Annotated in this window: 18 protein-coding genes, 1 tRNA gene and 2 pseudogenes; 18 read left to right on the forward strand and 3 right to left on the reverse strand. The window is 70.7% G+C overall.

Going from position 1 to position 20814, the window contains the following annotated elements; translation table 11 throughout:
* Window positions 1-6 precede the first annotated feature (6 nt).
* From J2Z30_RS37315 to J2Z30_RS37345, 7 genes and pseudogenes are all read left to right on the forward strand, one after another.
* Window positions 7-630 carry a YesL family protein gene (locus tag J2Z30_RS37315; RefSeq protein ID WP_078956526.1) on the forward strand — a complete coding sequence of 208 codons (624 nt, stop codon included), beginning with the start codon at window positions 7-9 and terminating at the stop codon, window positions 628-630.
* Between the two features lie 92 nt (window positions 631-722).
* Window positions 723-1694, forward strand: a pseudogene (locus J2Z30_RS37320) (exo-rhamnogalacturonan lyase family protein); the annotation flags it as partial.
* A gap of 115 nt (window positions 1695-1809) precedes the next feature.
* Window positions 1810-2976, forward strand: a complete 1167-nt coding sequence (locus tag J2Z30_RS37325) for an RNA-guided endonuclease InsQ/TnpB family protein (protein WP_245388876.1) — start codon at window positions 1810-1812, stop codon at window positions 2974-2976.
* A 109-nt stretch (window positions 2977-3085) separates the two neighbouring features.
* Window positions 3086-3304: pseudogene (locus J2Z30_RS37330) on the forward strand (exo-rhamnogalacturonan lyase family protein); the annotation flags it as partial.
* A gap of 4 nt (window positions 3305-3308) precedes the next feature.
* Entirely contained in the window at window positions 3309-3818 is a 510-nt protein-coding gene (locus tag J2Z30_RS37335) for an SRPBCC family protein (RefSeq protein WP_044568588.1), read from the forward strand.
* A 66-nt stretch (window positions 3819-3884) separates the two neighbouring features.
* Window positions 3885-3959: transfer RNA gene (locus J2Z30_RS37340), tRNA-Val, on the forward strand.
* A gap of 114 nt (window positions 3960-4073) precedes the next feature.
* Window positions 4074-4445 carry a VOC family protein gene (locus J2Z30_RS37345; protein ID WP_020867103.1) on the forward strand — a complete coding sequence of 124 codons (372 nt, stop codon included), beginning with the start codon at window positions 4074-4076 and terminating at the stop codon, window positions 4443-4445.
* A 72-nt stretch (window positions 4446-4517) separates the two neighbouring features.
* On the opposite strand, the gene J2Z30_RS37350 is transcribed toward J2Z30_RS37345, so the two are convergent.
* Complete coding sequence (locus J2Z30_RS37350) at window positions 4518-5243, reverse strand: 3'-5' exonuclease (protein WP_044568586.1); 726 nt, start codon at window positions 5241-5243, stop codon at window positions 4518-4520.
* 160 nt (window positions 5244-5403) lie between these two features.
* Here J2Z30_RS37350 and J2Z30_RS37355 point away from each other — a divergent pair, with 160 nt between their 5' ends.
* From J2Z30_RS37355 to J2Z30_RS37370, 4 genes are all read left to right on the forward strand, one after another.
* On the forward strand, window positions 5404-5982 hold the full coding sequence (locus tag J2Z30_RS37355; RefSeq protein WP_044568585.1) for a DUF4365 domain-containing protein: 579 nt from the start codon (window positions 5404-5406) through the stop codon (window positions 5980-5982).
* The gene (locus J2Z30_RS37360; protein WP_107073257.1) at window positions 5982-7184 is read left to right on the forward strand and encodes a hypothetical protein; all 1203 of its coding nucleotides are present in this window, start codon (window positions 5982-5984) and stop codon (window positions 7182-7184) included. Before J2Z30_RS37355 ends, J2Z30_RS37360 begins: the two co-directional genes overlap by 1 nt.
* 215 nt (window positions 7185-7399) lie before the next feature.
* Window positions 7400-9379, forward strand: a complete 1980-nt coding sequence (gene thrS, locus J2Z30_RS37365; RefSeq protein ID WP_044568582.1) for a threonine--tRNA ligase — start codon at window positions 7400-7402, stop codon at window positions 9377-9379.
* 91 nt (window positions 9380-9470) lie between these two features.
* Window positions 9471-10037: an HIT family protein gene (locus J2Z30_RS37370; protein WP_044568580.1), complete on the forward strand. Its 567-nt coding sequence runs from the start codon at window positions 9471-9473 to the stop codon at window positions 10035-10037.
* Window positions 10038-10142: 105 nt separating this feature from the next.
* Here the strand turns inward: J2Z30_RS37370 and J2Z30_RS37375 are convergent, their stop codons facing one another.
* On the reverse strand, window positions 10143-11795 hold the full coding sequence (locus J2Z30_RS37375) for an AbeC-like domain-containing protein (RefSeq protein ID WP_044581128.1): 1653 nt from the start codon (window positions 11793-11795) through the stop codon (window positions 10143-10145).
* A 257-nt stretch (window positions 11796-12052) separates the two neighbouring features.
* Window positions 12053-14260: an elongation factor G-like protein EF-G2 gene (locus tag J2Z30_RS37380; RefSeq protein WP_044568578.1), complete on the reverse strand. Its 2208-nt coding sequence runs from the start codon at window positions 14258-14260 to the stop codon at window positions 12053-12055.
* Between the two features lie 206 nt (window positions 14261-14466).
* Between J2Z30_RS37380 and pgsA the strand changes: the two genes are divergently transcribed.
* The 7 genes from pgsA to J2Z30_RS37415 all read left to right on the forward strand — a co-directional run bounded on the left by pgsA (window position 14467) and on the right by J2Z30_RS37415 (window position 20810).
* A complete protein-coding gene (pgsA, locus tag J2Z30_RS37385; protein ID WP_044568577.1) occupies window positions 14467-15135 on the forward strand; it encodes a phosphatidylinositol phosphate synthase in 669 nt (222 codons plus the stop codon).
* On the forward strand, window positions 15132-16085 hold the full coding sequence (locus tag J2Z30_RS37390; protein WP_044568575.1) for a phosphatidylinositol mannoside acyltransferase: 954 nt from the start codon (window positions 15132-15134) through the stop codon (window positions 16083-16085). The genes pgsA and J2Z30_RS37390 overlap by 4 nt, the downstream gene beginning before the upstream one ends.
* A complete protein-coding gene (locus tag J2Z30_RS37395) occupies window positions 16082-17242 on the forward strand; it encodes a glycosyltransferase family 4 protein (RefSeq protein WP_044568574.1) in 1161 nt (386 codons plus the stop codon). Before J2Z30_RS37390 ends, J2Z30_RS37395 begins: the two co-directional genes overlap by 4 nt.
* A 292-nt stretch (window positions 17243-17534) precedes the next feature.
* The gene (locus J2Z30_RS37400) at window positions 17535-18092 is read left to right on the forward strand and encodes a hypothetical protein (RefSeq protein WP_044568572.1); all 558 of its coding nucleotides are present in this window, start codon (window positions 17535-17537) and stop codon (window positions 18090-18092) included.
* 227 nt (window positions 18093-18319) lie between these two features.
* Window positions 18320-19240 carry a pyridoxal 5'-phosphate synthase lyase subunit PdxS gene (gene pdxS, locus J2Z30_RS37405; protein WP_078956525.1) on the forward strand — a complete coding sequence of 307 codons (921 nt, stop codon included), beginning with the start codon at window positions 18320-18322 and terminating at the stop codon, window positions 19238-19240.
* Between the two features lie 91 nt (window positions 19241-19331).
* Window positions 19332-19952, forward strand: coding sequence for a pyridoxal 5'-phosphate synthase glutaminase subunit PdxT (gene pdxT / locus J2Z30_RS37410; RefSeq protein ID WP_308280219.1), 621 nt, complete (start codon window positions 19332-19334; stop codon window positions 19950-19952).
* Window positions 19953-20057: 105 nt separating this feature from the next.
* On the forward strand, window positions 20058-20810 hold the full coding sequence (locus tag J2Z30_RS37415) for a YebC/PmpR family DNA-binding transcriptional regulator (RefSeq protein WP_044568570.1): 753 nt from the start codon (window positions 20058-20060) through the stop codon (window positions 20808-20810).
* Window positions 20811-20814 lie beyond the last annotated feature (4 nt).

Consider the following 20814-nt stretch of genomic DNA (forward strand, 5'->3'; position numbering starts at 1 on the left):
GCCGTCATGGGGAAGATCATGGGAGCCGCCGGGCCAGAAGTCGGGCGAGCAGCCGCCGTACGGCGCCCCGGGCACGGCCCGCTGCGCTTCGCGCTGTTCGCCGAATGCCTGCTGACCGGCGTCTGGGTGGTGCTCGCCGCCCTGCCGGTGATCACCCTGCTGCCCGCGTTCGCCGCCGGCTGTGCGCACCTGGGCCGCCATCTGGACGGTGAGCGGTCCACCTGGCGGGACTTCCTGGCCGGGCTGCGGGAGGCGACCCGGAGCGGCTGGCGGTTCTCCCTGCTGTGGTGGGCGGCGCTCGCGCTGCTCGCCTTCGATCTGCGGGTGGCCCGCTCCGGGGCCCTGCCCGGCGGGCCCGCGCTGATCGCCGTGAGCGTGGCGGGTCTGCTCGCGGTGGTCGTCCTCGGGCTGCGGACGGCGGCTCTACGGCGGCCCGGCGCCGCTTGGCCGGACGCCGCCCGTACCGCCGCGCGCCAGGGGCTGGCCACCGACCCCGGTGGATCGCTGCTGCTCATCGGCGGGCTCGCCGTACTCGCCGTCGCCGCCTGGCAGATGCTGCCGCTGATCGCCCCGGCCGCGGGCGCCCTCGCGGGCTGTGCGGTCGCGGTGGAGCGCCGCGCCCGCGTCTGACCCGGCTCCACCCCTGCCCAGGCGCCGCCCACCCCGGAGCCTCTCCCTCACTCATGTCATGCACCTGCCCCCGTACGAAAGGTGAAGCGGACATGCCCCCGATCCCCCGACGCAACCTCCTCAAGGCCGCCGCCGCCACCGGCGCCGCCGTGCCGTTCTCCTGGCTGCTGGCCCACAACGCCCCGCAGGCCGCCGCCGACAGCCCCGCCGAGAAGGCCGCCGCCGAGCCCGTGGACATCACCTGGCTGGAGGACGGCGGCCTGGGCGCGGCCGCGGGCTCCACCTTCGGCGTCCCCTGGCCCAAGGGCGCCCACTCCGGCGACCGGACCTTCGCGCTGACCACCGCCGACGGCACCCACGTGCCCCTGCAGACCTGGGCCACCGCCTACTGGCCCGACGGATCGCTGAAGTGGACCGCGCACGCGGCGGGGGAGGGCCTCACCGGCAGCGCCTACCAGCTCACCACCGGCACGCCCGCCGCGCCCGCCAAGAAGGTCACCGTCTCCGAGAGCGACGGCAGGATCACCGTCGACACCGGGGTCATCAGGGCCGTCATCGGTAAGGACGGCAAACAGCTCGTACGCTCCGTCACCCGCGGCTCCACCGAGATCGCCCGCGACGGTCGGCTGGTCCTGCTCCGCCAGGGCGACGTGGACGACGGCGACCACGGCCGTGCCGAGTGGGAGCGGTTCGACGGCGAGATCAGCGGGGCGAAGGTCGAGCAGAAGGGCCCCGTCCGCGCCGTCGTCCGCATCGACGGCAAGCACCGCAAGGGCCGCCGCGCCTGGCTCCCCTTCAGCATCCGGCTCTACTTCTACGCGGGCGCCGACTCCTTCCGCATGGTGCACACCATCACGTTCGACGGCGATCAGAACGAAGACTTCATCCGGGGTCTCGGCGTCCGCTTCTCCGTGCCGATGCGCGACGAGGCGTACGACCGCCACATCCGCATCGCGGGCGAGGGCAAGGGCTTTCTCACCGAGGCCGTCAAGGGCGTCACCGGGCTGCGCCGCGACCCCGGCCCGGACCTGCGTCAGTCATCTTCTGTAAGCGCGGAGCGTCCGCCTCAGCTGTCCGGCGAGCCGGGCAATGCGTACATACGTACTACTGCTCGCCGATCGTGATGAAGGGGCCGGACAACTGACATGTCTGTTGCATGGTCGCACTATCGTCTGGGTCATGAAGCTGGCGGTGCAGGTGAAGCTGCTGCCGACGCCCGTGCAGGCGGCGGCACTTGAGGCCACCTTGCGTGCCTGCAACCGGGCCGTCGACCAGGCTTCGAGGGTTGCGTACGAGACGGGTGTGACGAGCCGCAACGATCTGCAAAAGGCTGTCTACACGGATCTGAAGGCCCAGTACGCACTGTCCGCGCAGCCCGTGGTGCGGGTGGTGAAGAAAGTCGTGGACGCTTACACCACCCTGCGCGCGAACCTGAAGGCGGGCCATCTCGGCACGGCGGACTCGAAGAGGCACCGCAAGGCCATCGGTTCCCCGATCGCCTTCGGGCTGCAGGCGGCCCAGCCCTTCGACGACCGCTGCCTGTCCTGGCAGATGGACGCCCGCACCATCTCGATCTGGACCGTCCACGGCCGTTTGAAGAACATCGGCTTCGCCGCCTCGCCCGACCAGCTCAAGACTCTGGTCGCGTACCGTAAGGGCGAAAGTGACCTGATCTTCCGGGACGGGAAGTGGTTTCTGGCCGCGACCTGTGAGATCCCCGACCCCGAGGTCTTCGAGCCGGTCGACTGGATCGGAGTGGACCGCGGCATCGTCAATCTAGCCACCACCAGCGACAACACCAACTCCCAGGGACGGCGCCTGTCCCGTTACCGGCGTTGGCAGGCCCGCAAACGTGCCGAACTCCAGGCTAAGAAGACCCGCTCGGCCACCCGTCGGCTGGCCCGCCGCGCCAAGAGGGAGCACCGTCATGCCACCCACATGAACCATGTGATCAGCAAGGAGATCGTGTCGGTCGCGCAACGCACCGGTCGCGGGATGGCTGTCGAGGAACTCGGCGGGGTCCGGGACCGGGTACGGCTACGCCGCGACCAGCGCGGCACGCTCTCTGCCTGGCCCTTCAACCAGTTGGGACAGCACCTTGCTTACAAGGCCCGCCGGGCCGGGGTGCCGTTCCTCGAAGTGGATCCGGCCTATACCTCGCAGCGCTGTCCGCGCTGTGGGCACACCGGTCGGGCCAACCGACCCGACCGGGACCATTTCCGTTGTCGTCGGTGCGGGCTCGCTGGCCCCTCCGACCTCGTCGCCGGGGTCAACGTGCGCGATCGCGCACGCTCGGCGTGGGTATTCGTCACCATGCCCGTCGCTCCAGGGCCCACCCCGGCCTGAAGCGAGATGCGCCCCGTGACCGTCCTGTCGTAGGGGGCAGTCGGGAGCGCGACAAGGCGTGAACCACCGAGCCACACAAGCTCGGCCGTTCACGGCCGAGAAGGTGACCGAATACCACGAGGGCGACGGCTACCCCGACGTCACCACCAGCTGGAAGACGGTTGAGCTCAAGGGCCCGGATGTGCTGGAACCCGGCGTCGAGGCGGCCTGGGTGAGCACCAACGCCACCGCCCAGTACGGCCTCGCCGCGATCCAGAACCTCGCGCTCGTCGGCGACAAGCTGCCGGGTCAGCCGGCTGGCCACGCCGTCACGGTCGGACCACACTGAGGGCATGGACTGGTGCCATTACCGCTTCCGCAGCCGATGGGACCTCGACGCTCCGCCCGCCGCCGTCTTCGCGGCGCTGGCGAACGGCGACGACTATCCGCGGTGGTGGCCCCAGGTCCGTGAGGTCCGGCGGATCGACGAGCGCAGCGGCGCCGCGCGCTTCCGCTCCCTCGTCCCGTACGACCTGCGGCTGATCGTCAGCGAGGCACGGCAGGACCCGGCGGACGGCGTGCTGGAGATCGGCTTCGCGGGCGATCTGGAGGGCTGGGCGCGCTGGACGGTGCTGCCCCAGGGGACCGGCACCCGCGCCCTCTTCGAACAGGAGGTGGTGGCCCGCAAGCCGCTGCTGCGCCGTCTCGCGCTCCCCGGGCGTCCCGTCTTCCGGGCCAACCACGCCCTGATGATGCGCTCCGGGCTGCGGGGGCTGCGGGCGCATCTCGCCGCGCGGCCCGCCGGTCCGGCCGGGGCGCCGCCCGGTCCTGCCTCCGGGCCCTCCGGCGGAAATGCGGTTTGAACCAGACCCGTCGCGACCTGTATTGTTCAGGTCGTTCCGCCGGGGAGACCCCGAAGAGAACAACCCGGGCGATTAGCTCAGTGGGAGAGCGCTTCGTTCACACCGAAGAGGTCACTGGTTCGAACCCAGTATCGCCCACCACCCCATGAGGCCGGGCCGCCAGCAGGCGGCCCGGCCTCATGTTCGTGTGCTTGTACGGCCAGCAGCGGGGTATCCGGATAAAACTTCCGTGAGTGACGATGTGGAGGGGAACTCATGGCCGTCGCGACCGCAGCCGTACTGTCCTTGGACTGTGCCGAACCCGAAGAGCTCGCCGAGTTCTACGCCCGGGTGCTCGGCGCGGAGATCCAGCCGCTGACCACCCCCGACCGGGTTGAGATCGTCGCACCCGGCGGGTCGCGGATGGCCTTCCTGCGCGACCACGGCTTCGCCCCACCGAGCTGGCCACGGCCGGACGACTCCCAGCAGGCGCATCTGGACCTGCTGGTGGAGGACGTCGACGCCGCGGAGCGCCAGGTCGTCGACCTGGGCGCCCGGCCGCTGGACACCAAGAACAACGGTGGTCTGCGCGACATACGGATCTACTCCGACCCGGCCGGCCACCCCTTCTCGCTCCGCCGCGCCTGAGCGTCGGGCGCGCCGGGCCTGAGCGTCGGGCGCGCCGGGCCTGAGCGGTCAACCGCGCGCCGCGTTCGTACGTCAGGCCGCGGCCGGAAGATCCGGACGCAGTGGCCACGCCGGGTCGCAGACCTCGTCCGAGCCGTTGAGCGCGAACCACGCCTGCAGCCCCCGGGCCTGCGCCGCGTACCAGACCGTCTGGCGCGCGTGCAGTTCGGTGGGTGTCAGCGTCTCCAGCCGGGAGGCGAACCGGCGGCCCACCGCCCGCACGACATGCAGTGCGGCCGCCGCGTCCGCCGCCGCGTCATGCGCGCCGGTCAGCTCCACGCCGTAGTGCTCACACAGATCGATCAGGGTGCGGCGGCCCTTGCGATAGCGGTCCAGATGCTTGTCCAGCACCCGCGGATCCAGAACGGTCATCGAGCGCAGCGAAAGATAGCCCGCCAGGCTGGAGTTGCGATGCCGCTTCAACTCCCGGTCCAGCAGGGTCAGATCGAACGGCGCGTTCATGATCACCAGCGGGGTGCCCCGCGTGACCTGCTCCGCTATCGCCCGCGCCACCTCGTCCACCACCGGCGCCGGCCATCTGCCGTGACGCTGGAGGTGAGCGTCGGTCAGACCGTGTATCTCGGTGGCGGCCGGCGGCACCGGCACCCCCGGACTCACCAGCCAGCGCCGGACCTCCGGCAGACTTCCGGTTCCGCGCTGCACCACCAGGGCCGCCGATACGATCCGGTCATGCTCGACATCGACACCCGTGGTCTCCGTGTCAAAGGCGGCGAGCGGCCCTTCGAACCAGGACGGCATGGCCTCAACTCCTCGTGCATTTCCCCTCGATGACATCTGATCCCGCCCCGACCAGGTGATACCCGGAGGGAGGGCCTCGAACCGCCGCTGTTTGCGGAGGTCCTGACGCGGAGACAACACAGGTGTACGAAGCCGGCGACGACCGGAAGGCGTCACGGACATGACGCTCGCAACACCCGACCCGGCCCCGACGGCGAGCGGCCTTGCCCTGAGCGGATCACCTCCCGTGCGTGGCCAAATCGCCACCACCGCCTGTATGGAGACCCTTCAGGTGGGCTATCTGCACGCGGTGGCCGCCGCCGCGGGCTGCTCACTGGCCCAGCCCTTCCCCGACCACGGCATCGACTGGCACGTCAGCCACAGCGCCCCCGGCCACGCCGTGGACGACGAGGTCACCATCAAGGTGCAGCTCAAGGCCACGTACCAGATCGCGCCCGACCCTCCGGGGCCGACCTTCGCCTTCACGCTCGACAACGACCATCTGGTCAAGCTGGCCCGCAGCCCGGTCTCCGTGCACAAGATCCTCGTGGTGATGATCGTGCCGCGCGGCCAGGAGGACTGGCTGCGCGCCGGGCATGACCGCCTGTCCCTGCGCCACTGCTGCTACTGGATCAATCTGGCCGGCCACGCGGTCACGGGCCGCCGCCGGACCACCGTGCGGATCCCGACCTCGCGGATCTTCGACGACCGCGCGCTCTGCGAGATCATGACCCGGGTCGGGGCGGGAGGGAGACCGTGATGGATCGGCCATGGCCCCAGGACGACCCGGCACCCTTGTCGGTCCCGCGCCCCGGCGAGGTGGATCCGGCTGTCCTCGGCGCCCTGCTCGCCCGGCACGGCTGGCGCCGCCGCGGCGGCGCCCCGGGGCGTTACGCCCGCTGGACCCCGCCGGGGCGGCTCGCGGGCGGCACCAGTCTGCTGGTGCCCGAGAGCCGGGACTTCCCCGACAGCGGCGATCTGCTCGGCGAGGCGCTGATGGCGCTCAGCCGCAGCGCCGCCCCTTCCGCCCGCGAGGTGCTCACCGGCCTCGCCGTGCCCAGCGACGAGATCCGCTGGCGGCGCGAGGTGCCCGAATCCCCCGGTGGCACCTCCGCCTGGACCGCGCAGGAGCGGCTGCGCGCCGCCGCCCGCGACACTCTGCTGGCCGGAGCGCTCGCCGCCCGCGGCCGCGCGGGCTACTACGGCGCCCGGCACCGCCGCGCCGCCGAGGCGTCCCTGGAGCGGGTGCTGACCGGGCCCCCGGGCACCGAGTCCGGCGGCCGTGAGCTGACCGTCTTCGTGCCCGTCGAGGAGGACGGCCGCGTCACCGCCGTCACCCTGCTGCGCGCGCTGTACGCCCTCCGGGACGCCGCCGACTACCACCGGACGACCGGCGGGATGGAGGCGTATGACGTGGCGGTCGCGGCGGGGGCCAGCCGGGAGCTGACCGGGGCGGTGATCGCGCTGGTCCAGGGCACGGAGGGGGCGCGGGTGGCGCTGGAGTGGTCACCGGCCGCCGGTCCGCCCCAGGGGTTCGCCGCCCGGCCCGATCCGGTGGAGTTCTCGCCCGGAGATCTCCCGGGGTTGAGGGAGGCGGGCGCCCGCTATGTCCGGGATGAGCCGTCCGTACCGGTGTGCCTCACGGGTGCGGTGGTACGGCTGCGCCGTACCGGACCCGGTGGTCCCGGGACGGTGCGGCTGCGGGTGCTCTCCGGGGCGGAGGTCGCGCAGGTGCGGATCACCCTGGACGAGGAGGACTACCGCATCGCGGGCCATGCCCATCTGGTGGGGCTGCCGATCCGGGTGCGGGGGCGGCTGGAGAGCAGCGGCGGCTTCCGGCGGCTCAGCGGGGCCGGCGGTGTCGCCCCGGTCCAGGTGGACGAGGCCGAGCGGGACCGGCTGGTCAAATCGCTCCAGGAGAACCTGGACTTCTTCGAGGAGGCGTGCGGCGGCGGCCCCTGACCGCCGCCGGGGATCGTGATGGGCCGGGCGAGGGCCGCCCCGGGCGGTGACGGCGTCCGTCCGACGGCCCTCGCGCGCGGTGACGGCGCCCGGTGACCGTCACCCCGCGCGGTGACGGCGTCCACAACCGTTTCGCGGTCCCGCCCGTCGGCTCGGTACGATTCACGCTGCGCGGCATTCGCCGCGGGGAGCCATCCATCAGTCAGGAGAGACCGGTGTCAGACGTCCGTGTGATCATCCAACGCGATTCCGAGCGGGAAGAACGCGTGGTGGCCACGGGCACTACGACGGCGGACCTCTTCACCGGCGACCGTTCGATCGTCGCCGTGCGCGTGGGCGGGCAGCTCAAGGATCTGGCGTACCGGCCGGCCGAGGGCGATGAGATCGAGCCGGTGGAGATCACCAGCCAGGACGGTCTGGACATCCTGCGCCACTCCACCGCGCATGTCATGGCCCAGGCGGTGCAGGAGCTGTTCCCGGAGGCGAAGCTGGGCATCGGCCCGCCGATCAAGGACGGCTTCTACTACGACTTCGACGTCGAGACCCCGTTCCACCCGGACGATCTCAAGCGCATCGAGAAGAAGATGCAGGAGATCCAGAAGAGGGGGCAGCGGTTCTCCCGCCGCGCGGTCACCGACGAGGCGGCGCGCGAGGAGCTGTCCGCCGAGCCGTACAAGCTGGAGCTGATCGGGCTCAAGGGGTCGGCCGCGGACGCCGCCGAGGGCGCGTCGGCCGAGGTCGGCGCAGGCGAGCTGACCATCTACGACAACCTCGACGCCAAGACCGGCGAGCTGTGCTGGAAGGACCTGTGCCGCGGTCCGCACCTGCCGACCACGCGGAACATCCCGGCCTTCAAGCTGATGCGCAGCGCCGCCGCGTACTGGCGGGGCAGCGAGAAGAACCCCCAGCTCCAGCGGATCTACGGCACCGCCTGGCCGACCAAGGACGAGCTGAAGGCGTACCTGGACTTCCTCGCCGAGGCCGAGAAGCGCGACCACCGCAAGCTGGGCGCGGAACTGGACCTGTTCTCCTTCCCCGATGAGCTGGGCTCGGGCCTCGCGGTGTTCCACCCCCGGGGCGGCGTGATCCGCAAGGAGATGGAGCAGTACTCGCGCAAGCGGCACGAGGAGGCGGGGTACGAGTTCGTCAACACCCCGCACATCACCAAGGCCAAGCTCTTCGAGACCTCCGGCCATCTGCCGCACTACATGGACGGCATGTTCCCGCCCATGGAGTTCGAGGGCCAGGACTACTACCTCAAGGCCATGAACTGCCCGATGCACAACCTGGTCTTCCGGGCGCGCGGGCGGTCCTATCGCGAGCTGCCGCTGCGACTCTTCGAGTTCGGCACGGTCTACCGCTACGAGAAGTCCGGCGTCGTCCACGGCCTGACCCGGGCCCGGGGCTTCACCCAGGACGACTCGCACATCTACTGCACCAAGGAGCAGATGGCCGATGAGCTGGACAATCTGCTCACCTTCGTGCTGGACCTGCTCCGCGACTACGGCCTGAGCGACTTCTATCTGGAGCTGTCCACCCGGGACGACTCCGACAAGTTCATGGGCAGCGACGATCAGTGGGAAGAGGCCACCGAGGAGCTGCGCAAGGCCGCCGAGAAGCAGGGCCTGGAGCTGGTCATGGACCCGGGCGGCGCGGCCTTCTACGGCCCCAAGATCTCGGTCCAGGCCCGGGACGCGATCGGCCGCACCTGGCAGATGTCGACCATCCAGGTCGACTTCAACCAGCCCGCCAGGTTCAACCTGGAGTACACCGCGGCGGACGGCTCCCGCCAGCAGCCCGTCATGATCCACCGGGCGCTCTTCGGCTCGATCGAGCGCTTCTTCGCGGTGCTGCTGGAGCACTACGCGGGCGCCTTCCCGGTGTGGCTCGCCCCGGTCCAGGCGGTCGGCATCCCGATCGGCGACACCCATGTGCCGTACCTGGAGGAGTTCGCCGCGCAGGCCAAGGCGAAGGGCCTGCGGATGGAGGTGGACTCGTCCTCGGACCGGATGCAGAAGAAGATCCGCAACGCCCAGAAGTCCAAGATCCCGTTCATGGTGATCGTGGGTGACGAGGACGTCGCGAACGGTGCGGTGAGCTTCCGCTACCGCGACGGCTCGCAGAAGAACGGCGTCCCGATCGACCAGGCACTGGCCGAGATCGCCGACGCCGTGGAGCGCCGGATCCAGGTCTGATCCAACAGCGGTCTCCACGGAGGCCAGGATTCCGAGGGGCGGCCCTGGCCAGGGCCGCCCCTCGGCTCTTCCTCACCCCTGCGGGGCGAATATGCTGGCCCGCATGACGAGTGAGCCGGAACAGCAGATCGGAGTGGGGACGCCTGACGCGTTCCAGCGCCTGTGGACGCCCCATCGGATGGCCTACATCCAGGGGGAGAACAAGCCGACCGGTCCGGGCGCGGGCGATGGCTGTCCGTTCTGCTCCATTCCGGAGAAGTCCGACGAGGACGGCTTGATCATCGCTCGCGGCGAGTCCGTGTACGCCGTGCTCAATCTGTATCCGTACACCGGCGGCCATCTCATGGTCGTCCCGTTCCGGCACATCGCCGACTACACCGACCTCACCGCCGAGGAGACGGTGGAGCTCGCGGAGTACACCAAGGCCGCCATGACCGCGCTGCGTACCGCCTCGGGTGCGCACGGTTTCAACATCGGCATGAACCAAGGGACCGTGGCGGGCGCCGGAATCGCGGCGCATCTGCATCAGCATGTGGTGCCGCGCTGGGGCGGGGACACCAATTTCATGCCCGTGATCGGCACGACCAAGGTGCTGCCGCAACTCCTCGCCGACACCCGCCGGTTGCTCGCCGACGCCTGGCCCCGGCCGGGGGCCTAGCGGCAGCTCAAGGGTCGGGCCCCGGCCGTGTGGCCAGGGCCCGACGCATTTGCGTTTGCCTTACGCGCCGCGCCCTTACGCGCCGCGCCCTTACGCGCCGTGCCCTTACGCGTCGTACAGATCGGCCTTCTTCGGGGCCACGTCCTGGACCTGGCCGCTGAGCGCCAGCGAGCGGTTGCCGAAGCGCTCGGTGTCCACGCCGTGGTTCTTGAGCACCCCGATGGCCGCCTCATGGACCACCCGCAGCACGGGGGTCGCGGCGCGCAGCGCGTCGTCCGCCATGAAGCGGTGCCGCCAGGGCTTGTCCGCCCAGGCGTGCCGCAGACCGAACGGCTCGGGCAGCACCAGCTTGCCCCCGAGGTGGTCCAGTATCGGCGGGTACCAGGTGAAGGGGGCGCGCGCGGTCAGCCGCACGACCTCCTTCGCGTTCACCAGCGGCAGCGGGATGGACTTGGTCTCCCAGAACCGGAAGGTCTTGGCGACCGTCTTGCTGGGGGCCGACGGCTTGTTGCGGAACAGCGGGTGTATCGGCCCCAGCGCATGCCCGGTGACCTCGATCCGCAGCGTCTTGTGCAGCAGGGTCACCGTGATCATCAGGGTGATCACCAACTGGCCGTCCCAGAGCACGAACTGCACGCCCAGGTAGTGCCGGTCACCGGCGCCGAACTGCTGCTTGTCGCAGATCCGCTGGAGCTCGACGCCCTTTATCTGGAAGCCCTCCTCCTCGGAGGTGCCGCCGCGCTCGACCGCCTTGGCCTCCTCGCCGATCGGCGAGACCACCCAGTGGCGCACGGAGGGGGTGGGGAAGCCGCCGGTGTGCAGCGGGGTGCGCTCCAGCATGCGCAGCTGGTCGTGGATCGCCCGTATGACGTCCCAGCTGCGGAAGGGGTCGATCTCCTTGTCGGGATCGGCCGAGACCAGATCCTCGGCCAGCTGCCAGCTGCCCCAGCGGGTGCCCATGCCCAATATGCCCTTGGGGCCGGCGTAGAAGACCACATTGCTGTGCTGCTCGGCGGTGAGCTTGTGGAGCGACTTGCGCAGCTCCTCGGCGGCGGTCTGGCCCGGGTGGTTGGGCACCGTCTCGGGCACCTTGGCGCCGACGCCGCCACCGGAGAGCAGCCCGCCCCAGGAGTCCCGGAGATCCTTGGCGGTGCGCTCGCAGATCTGCTTGGCGATGTACCAGCCGATCACCGGGGCGACCACGACGCCCCGGAGATAGATTCCCCAGAATCCGCCGAAGGGCAGCTTGATCAGGAAGATGAGGACCATCACGCCGAGCGCCACCAGCAGCGCCGTGCCGAGCGCCCCCATCCGCTTGTCCTGCGCCCCGGCGACCGAGCGGCGCAGCTGGAAGACGCCGAGCCACAGCAGCGTCCCGGGCAAAAACAGCAGCCCGAAGATCACCATGACGGCGGTGAGCCGGGCGTCCCGGGTCTTGCGGATGCGGTTGGCGGCCAGACAGTGCTCGACGACCGTCTGGGGCTCTGTGCCGAAGGACTGGATCACCTGGGCCCGGCCGCCGCCGAGCATTCTCATCTGGACGGCGCGCGCGAACGCCTCGCCCAGGTTCGGCTCGAAGAGGGAGATCCTCGGCTTCTTGACCTCCGAGACCGTCCACTCCGAATTGGCGTCGAGCAACTTTGCCACGGGGTCGTCGCGGTAGGCGGCCGAGGCCAGGGCCTGCGTCGCCGCCGTCTGTCCCGCCGCTCCCGACAGGGGAACCTGCGCCCCGGGACTGAAGTCGAATCCGTCCGTCACCAACGCCCCCAATACGGCACGCTCTTGCGCTGCGACCTCAGCGTATCCGGGGTGTGCACCGCCTGTCGCCAGGGCGTGTGCGGCCTGTGGAAAACCCTCGTGGAGAAGACCGCCCGCGGAACCGCTCGCGGAACCGCCGGTGGACGGCCGACGGCGAAGGCCCGCCCGCCCCGGCGCGGTTGGGGCGGGCAGGCCGTGACTTACGCCACGGACGGGCCGTGACATGGCCGTGAACTACGCCACGGATGTGCCGTCAACTACGCCTCCGCGGCGACGTGTTCGCGCATCCGCTCGGCCAGCTGGTGGGGCATCGGCTCATGCCGGGCGTAGGAGCGGCTGAACCGCCCCGTGCCATGCGAAAGTGATCGCAGATCGACCGCGTACCGACCGATCTCGATCTCCGGCACATCCGCCTTGATCAAGGTCTGTCCGCCGCCGGACTGTTCGGTGCCGACGACCCGGCCGCGCCGGCCGGACAGATCGCTCATGACGGCGCCGACATAGTCGTCCGAGACCAGCACGCCCACTTCCACCACCGGTTCCAGCAGGTCGATCCGGGCGTCGGCGGCCGCCTCGCGCAGCGCGAGCGCGCCCGCCGTCTGGAAGGCGGCATCGGAGGAGTCCACCGAGTGCGCCTTGCCGTCCAGCAGCGTGACCCGCACATCGACCAGGGGATACCCGGCGGCGACGCCGCGCGCCGCCTGGCCGCGCACGCCCTTCTCGACGGACGGGATGAACTGCCGGGGCACCGCGCCACCCACGACCTTGTCCACGAACTCGATGCCCGAGCCCTCCGGCAGCGGCTCCACCTCGATCTCGCAGATCGCGTACTGGCCGTGTCCTCCGGACTGCTTGACATGGCGGCCGCGCCCGGCCGACCTCGCCCCGAAGGTCTCGCGCAGCGAGACCTTGTACGGCACCGCGTCCACCTGGACGCCGTACCGGCTGCGCAGCCGCTCCAGCGCGACGTCCATATGCGCCTCGCCCAGACACCACAGCACCACCTGATGGGTGTCCGGGTTCTGCTCCAGGCGCATCGTCGGGTCCTCGGCGACCAGCCGGGACAGGCCCAGCGACAGCTTGTCCTCGTCCGGTTTGCTGTGCGCCTGGATGGCCACCGGCAGCAGCGGATCGGGCATCTGCCAGGGCACCATCAGGAGCGGCTGGTCCTTGGACGAGAGGGTGTCCCCGGTCTCGGCGCGGGTCAGCTTGGCCACGCACGCCAGATCGCCCGCGATGGCCTGTGGGAGGGTGCGCTGCTGTTTGCCGAAGGGCGCGGACAGGGCGCCGACCCGCTCGTCCACGTCGTGGTCCTCATGGCCGCGGTCCTCCAGACCGTGTCCGGACACATGGACGGTCTCATCGGGGCGGAGGGTCCCGGAGAAGACCCGTACCAGGGAGATCCGGCCGACATACGGGTCGGAGGAGGTCTTGACCACCTCGGCGGCCAGCGGACCGTCCGGATCGCAGCTCAACGGCGGGCGTGCGGCGCCCTGCGGGGTGGTGACGTCGGGCGTCTCGCGCTCCAGCGGGGACGGGAAGCCGCCGGTCACCAGGTCCAGCAGTTCGACGGTGCCCAGGCCCTGCTTGGACCCCGCCGCGGCGGGCGCCGCCGCCAGCACGGGGTGGAAGCTGCCGCGTGCGACGGCCTTCTCCAGGTCCTCGATCAGCGTCTTGACGTCGATCTCCTCACCGCCGAGATAGCGGTCCATGAGGGTCTCGTCCTCGCTCTCGGCGATGATCCCCTCGATGAGCCGGCCGCGGGCCTCCTCGACCAGCGGCTCCTGGTCCTCCCGGGGCGGCGATTCGGTGCGCACCCCCGAGGAGTAGTCGAAGACCCGCTGGGTGAGCAGCCCGATGAGCCCGGTCACGGGGGCGTGCCCGTCCGGCCCCGGCTCGCCGCGCAGCGGCAGGTACAGCGGCAGTACGGCGTCGGGGTCGTCGCCGCCGAAGCTGTCCCGGCACAGCTCGGTCATCTCCTCGAAGCTGGCGCGGGCCGCTTCGAGGTGGGTGATCACGATGGCGCGCGGCATCCCGACCGCGGCGCACTCCTCCCAGATCATGCGGGTGGCCCCGGTGATGCCCAGGGCGTCCTGGGCGGCCGAGACAACGAAAAGGGCCGCGTCCGCCGCTCGCAGACCGGCCCTGAGTTCCCCGACGAAATCGGCATAGCCGGGGGTGTCCAGGAGATTGATCTTCATCCCGCCCCATTCGACGGGGATCAGCGACAGCTGGATCGAACGCTGCTGCCGGTGCTCGATATCGTCGTAGTCCGAGAGACAGCCGCCGTCCTCGACCCTGCCTGCCCGGTTGACCGCGCCCGTCGCCAGTGCGAGGGCCTCCACCAGCGTCGTCTTTCCGGTCCCACTGTGGCCGACCAGAACCACATTCCGCAGGGAGCTGGGCCGGTCGGCCGCCACTGCCCTTCCGGCGGCCCCTGGGTGTGTACTCGTCTTGTCGCCCATGTGTCTCGCCTCCCGGTCGACACCTTGCGATACTTCGAGCTTTCCACCCCTGTAACGGTGCGTCCATACGTCACACAAGCGGCCGTACCGCGCGCGGGGTCGCTGAGCCGTCCGACAGGTGCACGGCGCCCCTCCGGGGCGTGGCTACGATGGGCGCGCCGGTGGCCTCTTGACCACCCGGCCCGTTTCGACCCCCCGGGAAGGCCATGCTGAACAAGTACGCGCGTGCATTCTTCACGCGTGTTCTCACACCGTTCGCCGCCCTGCTGATCCGCCTCGGGGTCAGCCCCGACGCGGTGACCCTCACCGGCACCGCCGGCGTGTGCGCGGGCGCACTGGTCTTCTATCCCCGGGGGGAGTTCTTCTGGGGCACCGTCGTCATCACGCTGTTCGTCTTCTCCGACCTGGTCGACGGCAATATGGCACGGCAGCTGGGGCGCTCCAGCCGCTGGGGCGCGTTCCTCGACTCCACGCTGGACCGGGTGGCCGACGGCGCGATCTTCGGCGGTCTGACGTTGTGGTACGCGGGCCGCGGGGACGACAATGTGCTGTGTGCGGTGACGATCTTCTGCCTCGCCAGCGGCCAGGTGGTCTCGTACACCAAGGCTCGCGGCGAGAGCATCGGCCTGCCGGTGAACGTCAACGGGCTGGTGGAGCGTGCCGAGCGGCTGGTGATCTCGCTGGTGGCGTGCGGCTTCTCGGGGCTGCACAAGTTCGGCGTGCCGCATATCGACATCCTCCTCCCGATCGCGCTGTGGATCGTGGCCGTCGGCAGCGCGGTGACCCTCGTCCAGCGGGTGGTGACGGTGCGCCGGGAGGCCGCCGAGGCGGACGCCGGGGAGCAGACGGTGCCCCAGGGGGGCGAGGCGCGGTGAAGGAGAGGCTGACCGACGCGCTGTACGGACTCGGCTGGAGCGTGGTCAAGAAGCTCCCGGAGCCGGTCGCCGTACGCCTCGGTCAGCGCATCGCCGACCAGACGTGGAAGCGGCGCGGCAAGGGCGTGCTGCGTCTGGAGGCCAATCTGGCACGCGTGGTGCCGGACGCCTCGCCCCGGCGGCTGGCCGAGCTGTCGCGGGCGGGCATGCGCTCGTACCTGCGCTACTGGATGGAGTCCTTCCGGCTTCCGGCGTGGAGCCCGGAGCGGATACGGGGCGGCTTCGACGTCAAGGACGTGCACCATCTCGTGGACGGTCTCGCCGAGCGCCGGGGCGTGATCCTGGCGCTGCCGCACATGGGCAACTACGACCTCGCGGGGGCCTGGGTGACCACCCATCTGGGGGTGCCCTTCACCACGGTCGCGGAGCGGCTGAAGCCGGAGTCGCTGTACGACCGGTTCGTGGCCTATCGCGAGGGGCTGGGCATGGAGGTGCTGCCGCACCAGGGCGGGAGCGCCTTCGGGACGCTGGCGCGGCGGCTGCGCGCGGGCGGTCTGGTGTGTCTGGTGGCCGACCGCGATCTGTCGGCCTCGGGCGTGGAGGTGTCGTTCTTCGGCGAGCGGGCGAAGATGCCGGCCGGGCCGGCCGCGCTCGCCCTGCAGACGGGCGCCCTGCTGTTGCCGGTGACCCTCTGGTACGACGAGTCGCCGGTGATGCGCGGGCGGGTGCATCCGCCGGTCGAGGCGCCCGGGGACGGGAACCGCGCGGAGCGGGTCTCCGTCATGACCCAGGAGATGGCCGACGCCTTCGCCTCGGGGATCTCCGAGCACCCGGAGCACTGGCACATGCTGCAGCGGCTGTGGCTCGCGGATCTGGACCGCGGTCCAGGGAACGCTGGAAGTCCCGAGGGCCCCGGAAGCCCTGGACGGCCTGAAATGGAGAAGCCTTGAGGATCGGGATCGTCTGCCCGTACTCCTGGGATGTCCCAGGCGGCGTCCAGTTCCACATCCGCGATCTGGCCGACCATCTGATCCGGCGCGGCCACCAGGTCTCCGTGCTGGCCCCGGCGGACGACGAGACGCCGCTGCCGCCGTACGTGGTCTCCGCCGGGCGCGCCGTGCCGGTGCCGTACAACGGCTCGGTGGCCCGGCTGAACTTCGGGTTCCTGTCGGCCGCGCGGGTGCGCCGCTGGCTGCACGACGGCGCCTTCGACGTCATTCACATCCACGAGCCCACCTCGCCCTCGCTGGGGCTGCTGGCCTGCTGGGCGGCCCAGGGGCCGATCGTCGCGACGTTCCACACCTCCAATCCGCGCTCCCGGGCCATGATCGCCGCCTATCCGATCCTGCAGCCGGCGCTGGAGAAGATCAGCGCGCGGATCGCGGTGAGCGAGTACGCGCGCCGGACGCTGGTGGAGCACCTCGGCGGTGACGCGGTGGTCATCCCCAACGGCGTCGATGTGGACTTCTTCGCCGACGCCGAGCCGAAGGAGGAGTGGCGGGGGGAGACGATCGGCTTCATCGGCCGGATCGATGAGCCCCGTAAGGGGCTGCCGGTGCTGATGCGCGCCCTTCCGAAGATCTTCGAGGCCCGGCCCGGGGTGCGGCTGTTGATCGCCGGTCGGGGTGACGAGAAGGAGGCCGTGGCCGATCTGCCCGCTCCGCTGCGGGAGCGCGTGGAGTTCCTGGGGATGGTCAGCGACGAGGACAAGGCGCGGCTGCTGCGTAGCGTCGATGTCTACGTCGCGCCCAATACGGGCGGCGAGAGCTTCGGCATCATCCTCGTGGAGGCCATGTCGGCGGGGGCCGCGGTCCTGGCCAGCGATCTGGACGCGTTCGCCCAGGTGCTGGACGGGGGAGCGGCGGGCGAGCTGTTCGCCAACGAGGACGCGGACGCCCTTGCGGCGGCCGCGGTGCGGCTGCTGGGCGACGAGAAGCGGCTGGCCGAGCTGCGGGCGCGGGGCAGCCGGCATGTACGGCGCTTCGACTGGTCGACGGTGGGGGCGGACATCCTCGCGGTCTACGAGACGGTGACGGACGGGGCGGCGTCGGTGGCCGCCGACGACCGTACGCGGCTGTGGGCGCGGCTGGGGCTCGCCAGGGACTAGGCGCTCCGCTGGGAGTGTCGCGATGGGTCGTCGGTCGGCTGCGGCGCCGTCGCGGCTGGTCGCGCCTGTGCGGTGGTGCCGCGCATCGACTCACCCCGCTGGTCGTGCCTGTGCGGTGGTGCCGCGTATCGACACACCCCCGCGCCCCTTCGGGGCGCTGCCCGAACCGTAGCGGACTTCCTCCGACCTGCTCAGGACCCGCCCGGAGGGGCCTCACACCGCCGCGCGCGGCGGCCCCGGCCGAGGGTTCCGCCCCGGGCTCCGGGGGCCGCACGCGGTAGCGTGGCGGGCCGTGAGCACCTTGATCTGGATCGCGGTCGCACTGGTCGTCATCGCCGTCTATCTGAGCTGGACCGCGGGCCGCCTCGACCGGCTGCACAGCCGTCTGGACGCGGCGCGGGCCGCGCTGGACGCGCAGCTGCTGCGGCGTGCCTCCGTCGCCCAGGAGCTGGCCACCGCCGGAGTGCTCGACCCCGCCGCCTCGATCGTGCTGTACCAGGCCGCGCACGCCGCCCGGCAGTCCGAGGAGGAGCACCGCGAGGTCGCCGAGAGCGAGCTGAGCCAGGCGCTGCGGGCCGTCTTCGAGGACAGTGCCCAGGCCGAGGCGGTACGGGAGGCGCCGGGCGGCGAGGAGGCGCTGGGGGAGCTCACGGAGGCGGTGCGGCGGGTGCCGATGGCCCGGCGGTTCCACAACGACGCGGTGCGCGCGGCGCGGGCGCTGCGCCGCCATCGGACGGTGCGCTGGTTCCGGCTGGCGGGCCACGCTCCGTTCCCGCTCGCCTTCGAGATGGACGACGAGCCACCGGCGGCGCTGGGGCGGGTGCCGGGCACCGAGGAGGCCGAGCGCTGAGGAGCCCTGTGCCGAGGGGGTGACCGCCCTTCGCGTACCGAGGATTCACCGGTCGCTTCGAGCCACCGGCCTTTGATTGGCCCTTGCCGATCCCCGCCCCGACGCGGTTTTGTCATTCGTGTAGCACACACGCTCATGACCTGGACCAGATGGCCGGGTCATGTATCGGTATCGAACGGCCCTACGATGGGCTCATCGCACTTTTCATTATCGAGTGAGGTCAAACCGTGTCCATCACGCCCGCCAGCACGTCCAACTCCGACGCCCCCGCGACCGGCACCGCCCGCGTCAAGCGCGGTATGGCCGAGCAGCTCAAGGGTGGCGTGATCATGGACGTCGTCACCCCCGAGCAGGCCAAGGTCGCCGAGGACGCCGGAGCCGTCGCGGTCATGGCCCTCGAGCGGGTGCCGGCCGACATCCGTAAGGACGGCGGTGTGGCCCGGATGTCCGACCCGGACATGATCGAGGGCATCATCGACGCCGTCTCCATTCCGGTGATGGCCAAGTCGCGGATCGGCCACTTCGTCGAGGCGCAGGTGCTGCAGTCGCTCGGCGTCGACTACATCGACGAGTCCGAGGTGCTCACCCCCGCCGACGAGGTCAACCACAGCGACAAGTGGTCCTTCACCACCCCGTTCGTCTGCGGAGCCACCAACCTGGGCGAGGCGCTGCGCCGGATCGCCGAGGGTGCGGCCATGATCCGTTCCAAGGGCGAGGCCGGTACCGGCAACGTCGTCGAGGCCGTGCGCCACCTGCGCCAGATCAGGGGCGAGATCGCCCGGCTGCGCGGCCTGGACAACCATGAGCTCTATGCGGCCGCCAAGGAGATCCGCGCCCCGTACGAGCTGGTCGCCGAGATCGCGCAGACCGGCAAGCTGCCGGTCGTGCTGTTCTCCGCCGGTGGCGTCGCCACCCCGGCCGACGCCGCGCTGATGCGCCAGCTCGGCGCCGAGGGCGTGTTCGTGGGCTCCGGCATCTTCAAGTCGGGCGACCCGGCCAAGCGCGCCGCCGCGATCGTGAAGGCCACCACCTTCTACGACGACCCCAAGGTCATCGCGGAGGCGTCCCGGAACCTCGGCGAGGCCATGGTCGGCATCAACTGCGACACCCTCCCCGAGTCCGAGCGCTACGCCAGCCGCGGCTGGTAACCGGCGCCCGTACGGCATCACATGGCACCACGCGCCCCGGCCCGGCGGCCCGGTGCGTGGTGCCCCTGACGTTCGAGAGGTCTTCGCTTCCGTGACCACGTCGTCCATACCGGCTACGTCCACCGCCGACGCCCCCGTGATCGGTGTGCTCGCCCTCCAGGGCGATGTCCGCGAGCATCTCGCCGCGCTCACCGCGGCCGGGGCCACGCCCCGGCAGGTCCGCAGGCCCGAGGAGCTCGCCGAGGTCGCGGCCCTGGTGATCCCCGGGGGCGAGTCGACCACCATGTCCAAGCTCGCGATCATCTTCGGGCTGCTGGAGCCGCTGCGCGACCGGGTCCGGGCCGGGATGCCGGTGTACGGTACGTGCGCGGGCATGATCATGCTCGCGGACAAGATCCTCGACGGCCGGGACGACCAGGAGACCATCGGCGGCATCGACATGATCGTGCGCCGTAACGCCTTCGGCCGGCAGAACGAGTCCTTCGAGGCCGGGGTCGACATCCAGGGCATCGAGGACGGCCCGGTCGAGGGGGTCTTCATCCGCGCGCCGTGGGTCGAGTCCGTGGGCGGCGGTGCCGAGGTGCTCGCGACGTTCGACGGGCACACCGTCGCCGTCCGGCAGGGCAATGTCCTGGCGACCTCGTTCCACCCCGAGCTGACCGGGGACCACCGGGTGCACAAGCTCTTCGTCGAGATGGTGCGGCGCGCGTAGCGCTCGGTGGAGAGTGGTGGCGGGAGACCTCGCCGCAGGCTGGGCCGATCCCGGTAGGATCTCAGGCGTTCGTACAGCAATGGGTTACGCGAAGGAGACAGGCGGATGTCCGGCCACTCTAAATGGGCTACGACGAAGCACAAGAAGGCCGTGATCGATGCCAAGCGCGGCAAGCTCTTCGCGAAGCTGATCAAGAACGTCGAGGTCGCGGCCCGGATGGGCGGTGCCGATCCGGAGGGCAACCCGACGCTCTTCGACGCCATCCAGAAGGCGAAGAAGAGTTCGGTTCCGAACAAGAACATCGACAGCGCGGTCAAGCGTGGTGCCGGTCTCGAGGCCGGTGGCGCCGAGTACGAGACGATCATGTACGAGGGCTACGGCCCCAACGGCGTGGCCGTCCTCATCGAGTGTCTGACCGACAACCGCAACCGCGCGGCCTCCGACGTCCGCGTCGCGATGACGCGCAACGGCGGCTCGATGGCCGACCCGGGCTCCGTGTCGTACCTGTTCAACCGTAAGGGCGTCGTCATCGTCCCCAAGGGCGAGCTCGCCGAGGACGACGTGCTGGGCGCGGTCCTGGACGCGGGCGCCGAGGAGGTCAACGACCTCGGTGAGTCCTTCGAGGTCATCAGCGAGGCCACCGACCTGGTCGCGGTCCGCACCGCCCTCCAGGAGGCGGGCATCGACTACGACTCGGCCGATGCCAACTTCGTGCCCACGATGCAGGTCCAGCTCGAGGAAGATGCCGCGCGCAAGATCTTCAAGCTGATCGACGCTCTCGAGGACAGCGACGACGTGCAGAACGTCTTCGCCAACTTCGACGTCTCCGACGAGGTCATGGCCAAGGTGGACGCCTGACGGC

The organism is Streptomyces iranensis (genome assembly GCF_017874715.1).
Lineage (GTDB): Bacteria > Actinomycetota > Actinomycetes > Streptomycetales > Streptomycetaceae > Streptomyces > Streptomyces iranensis.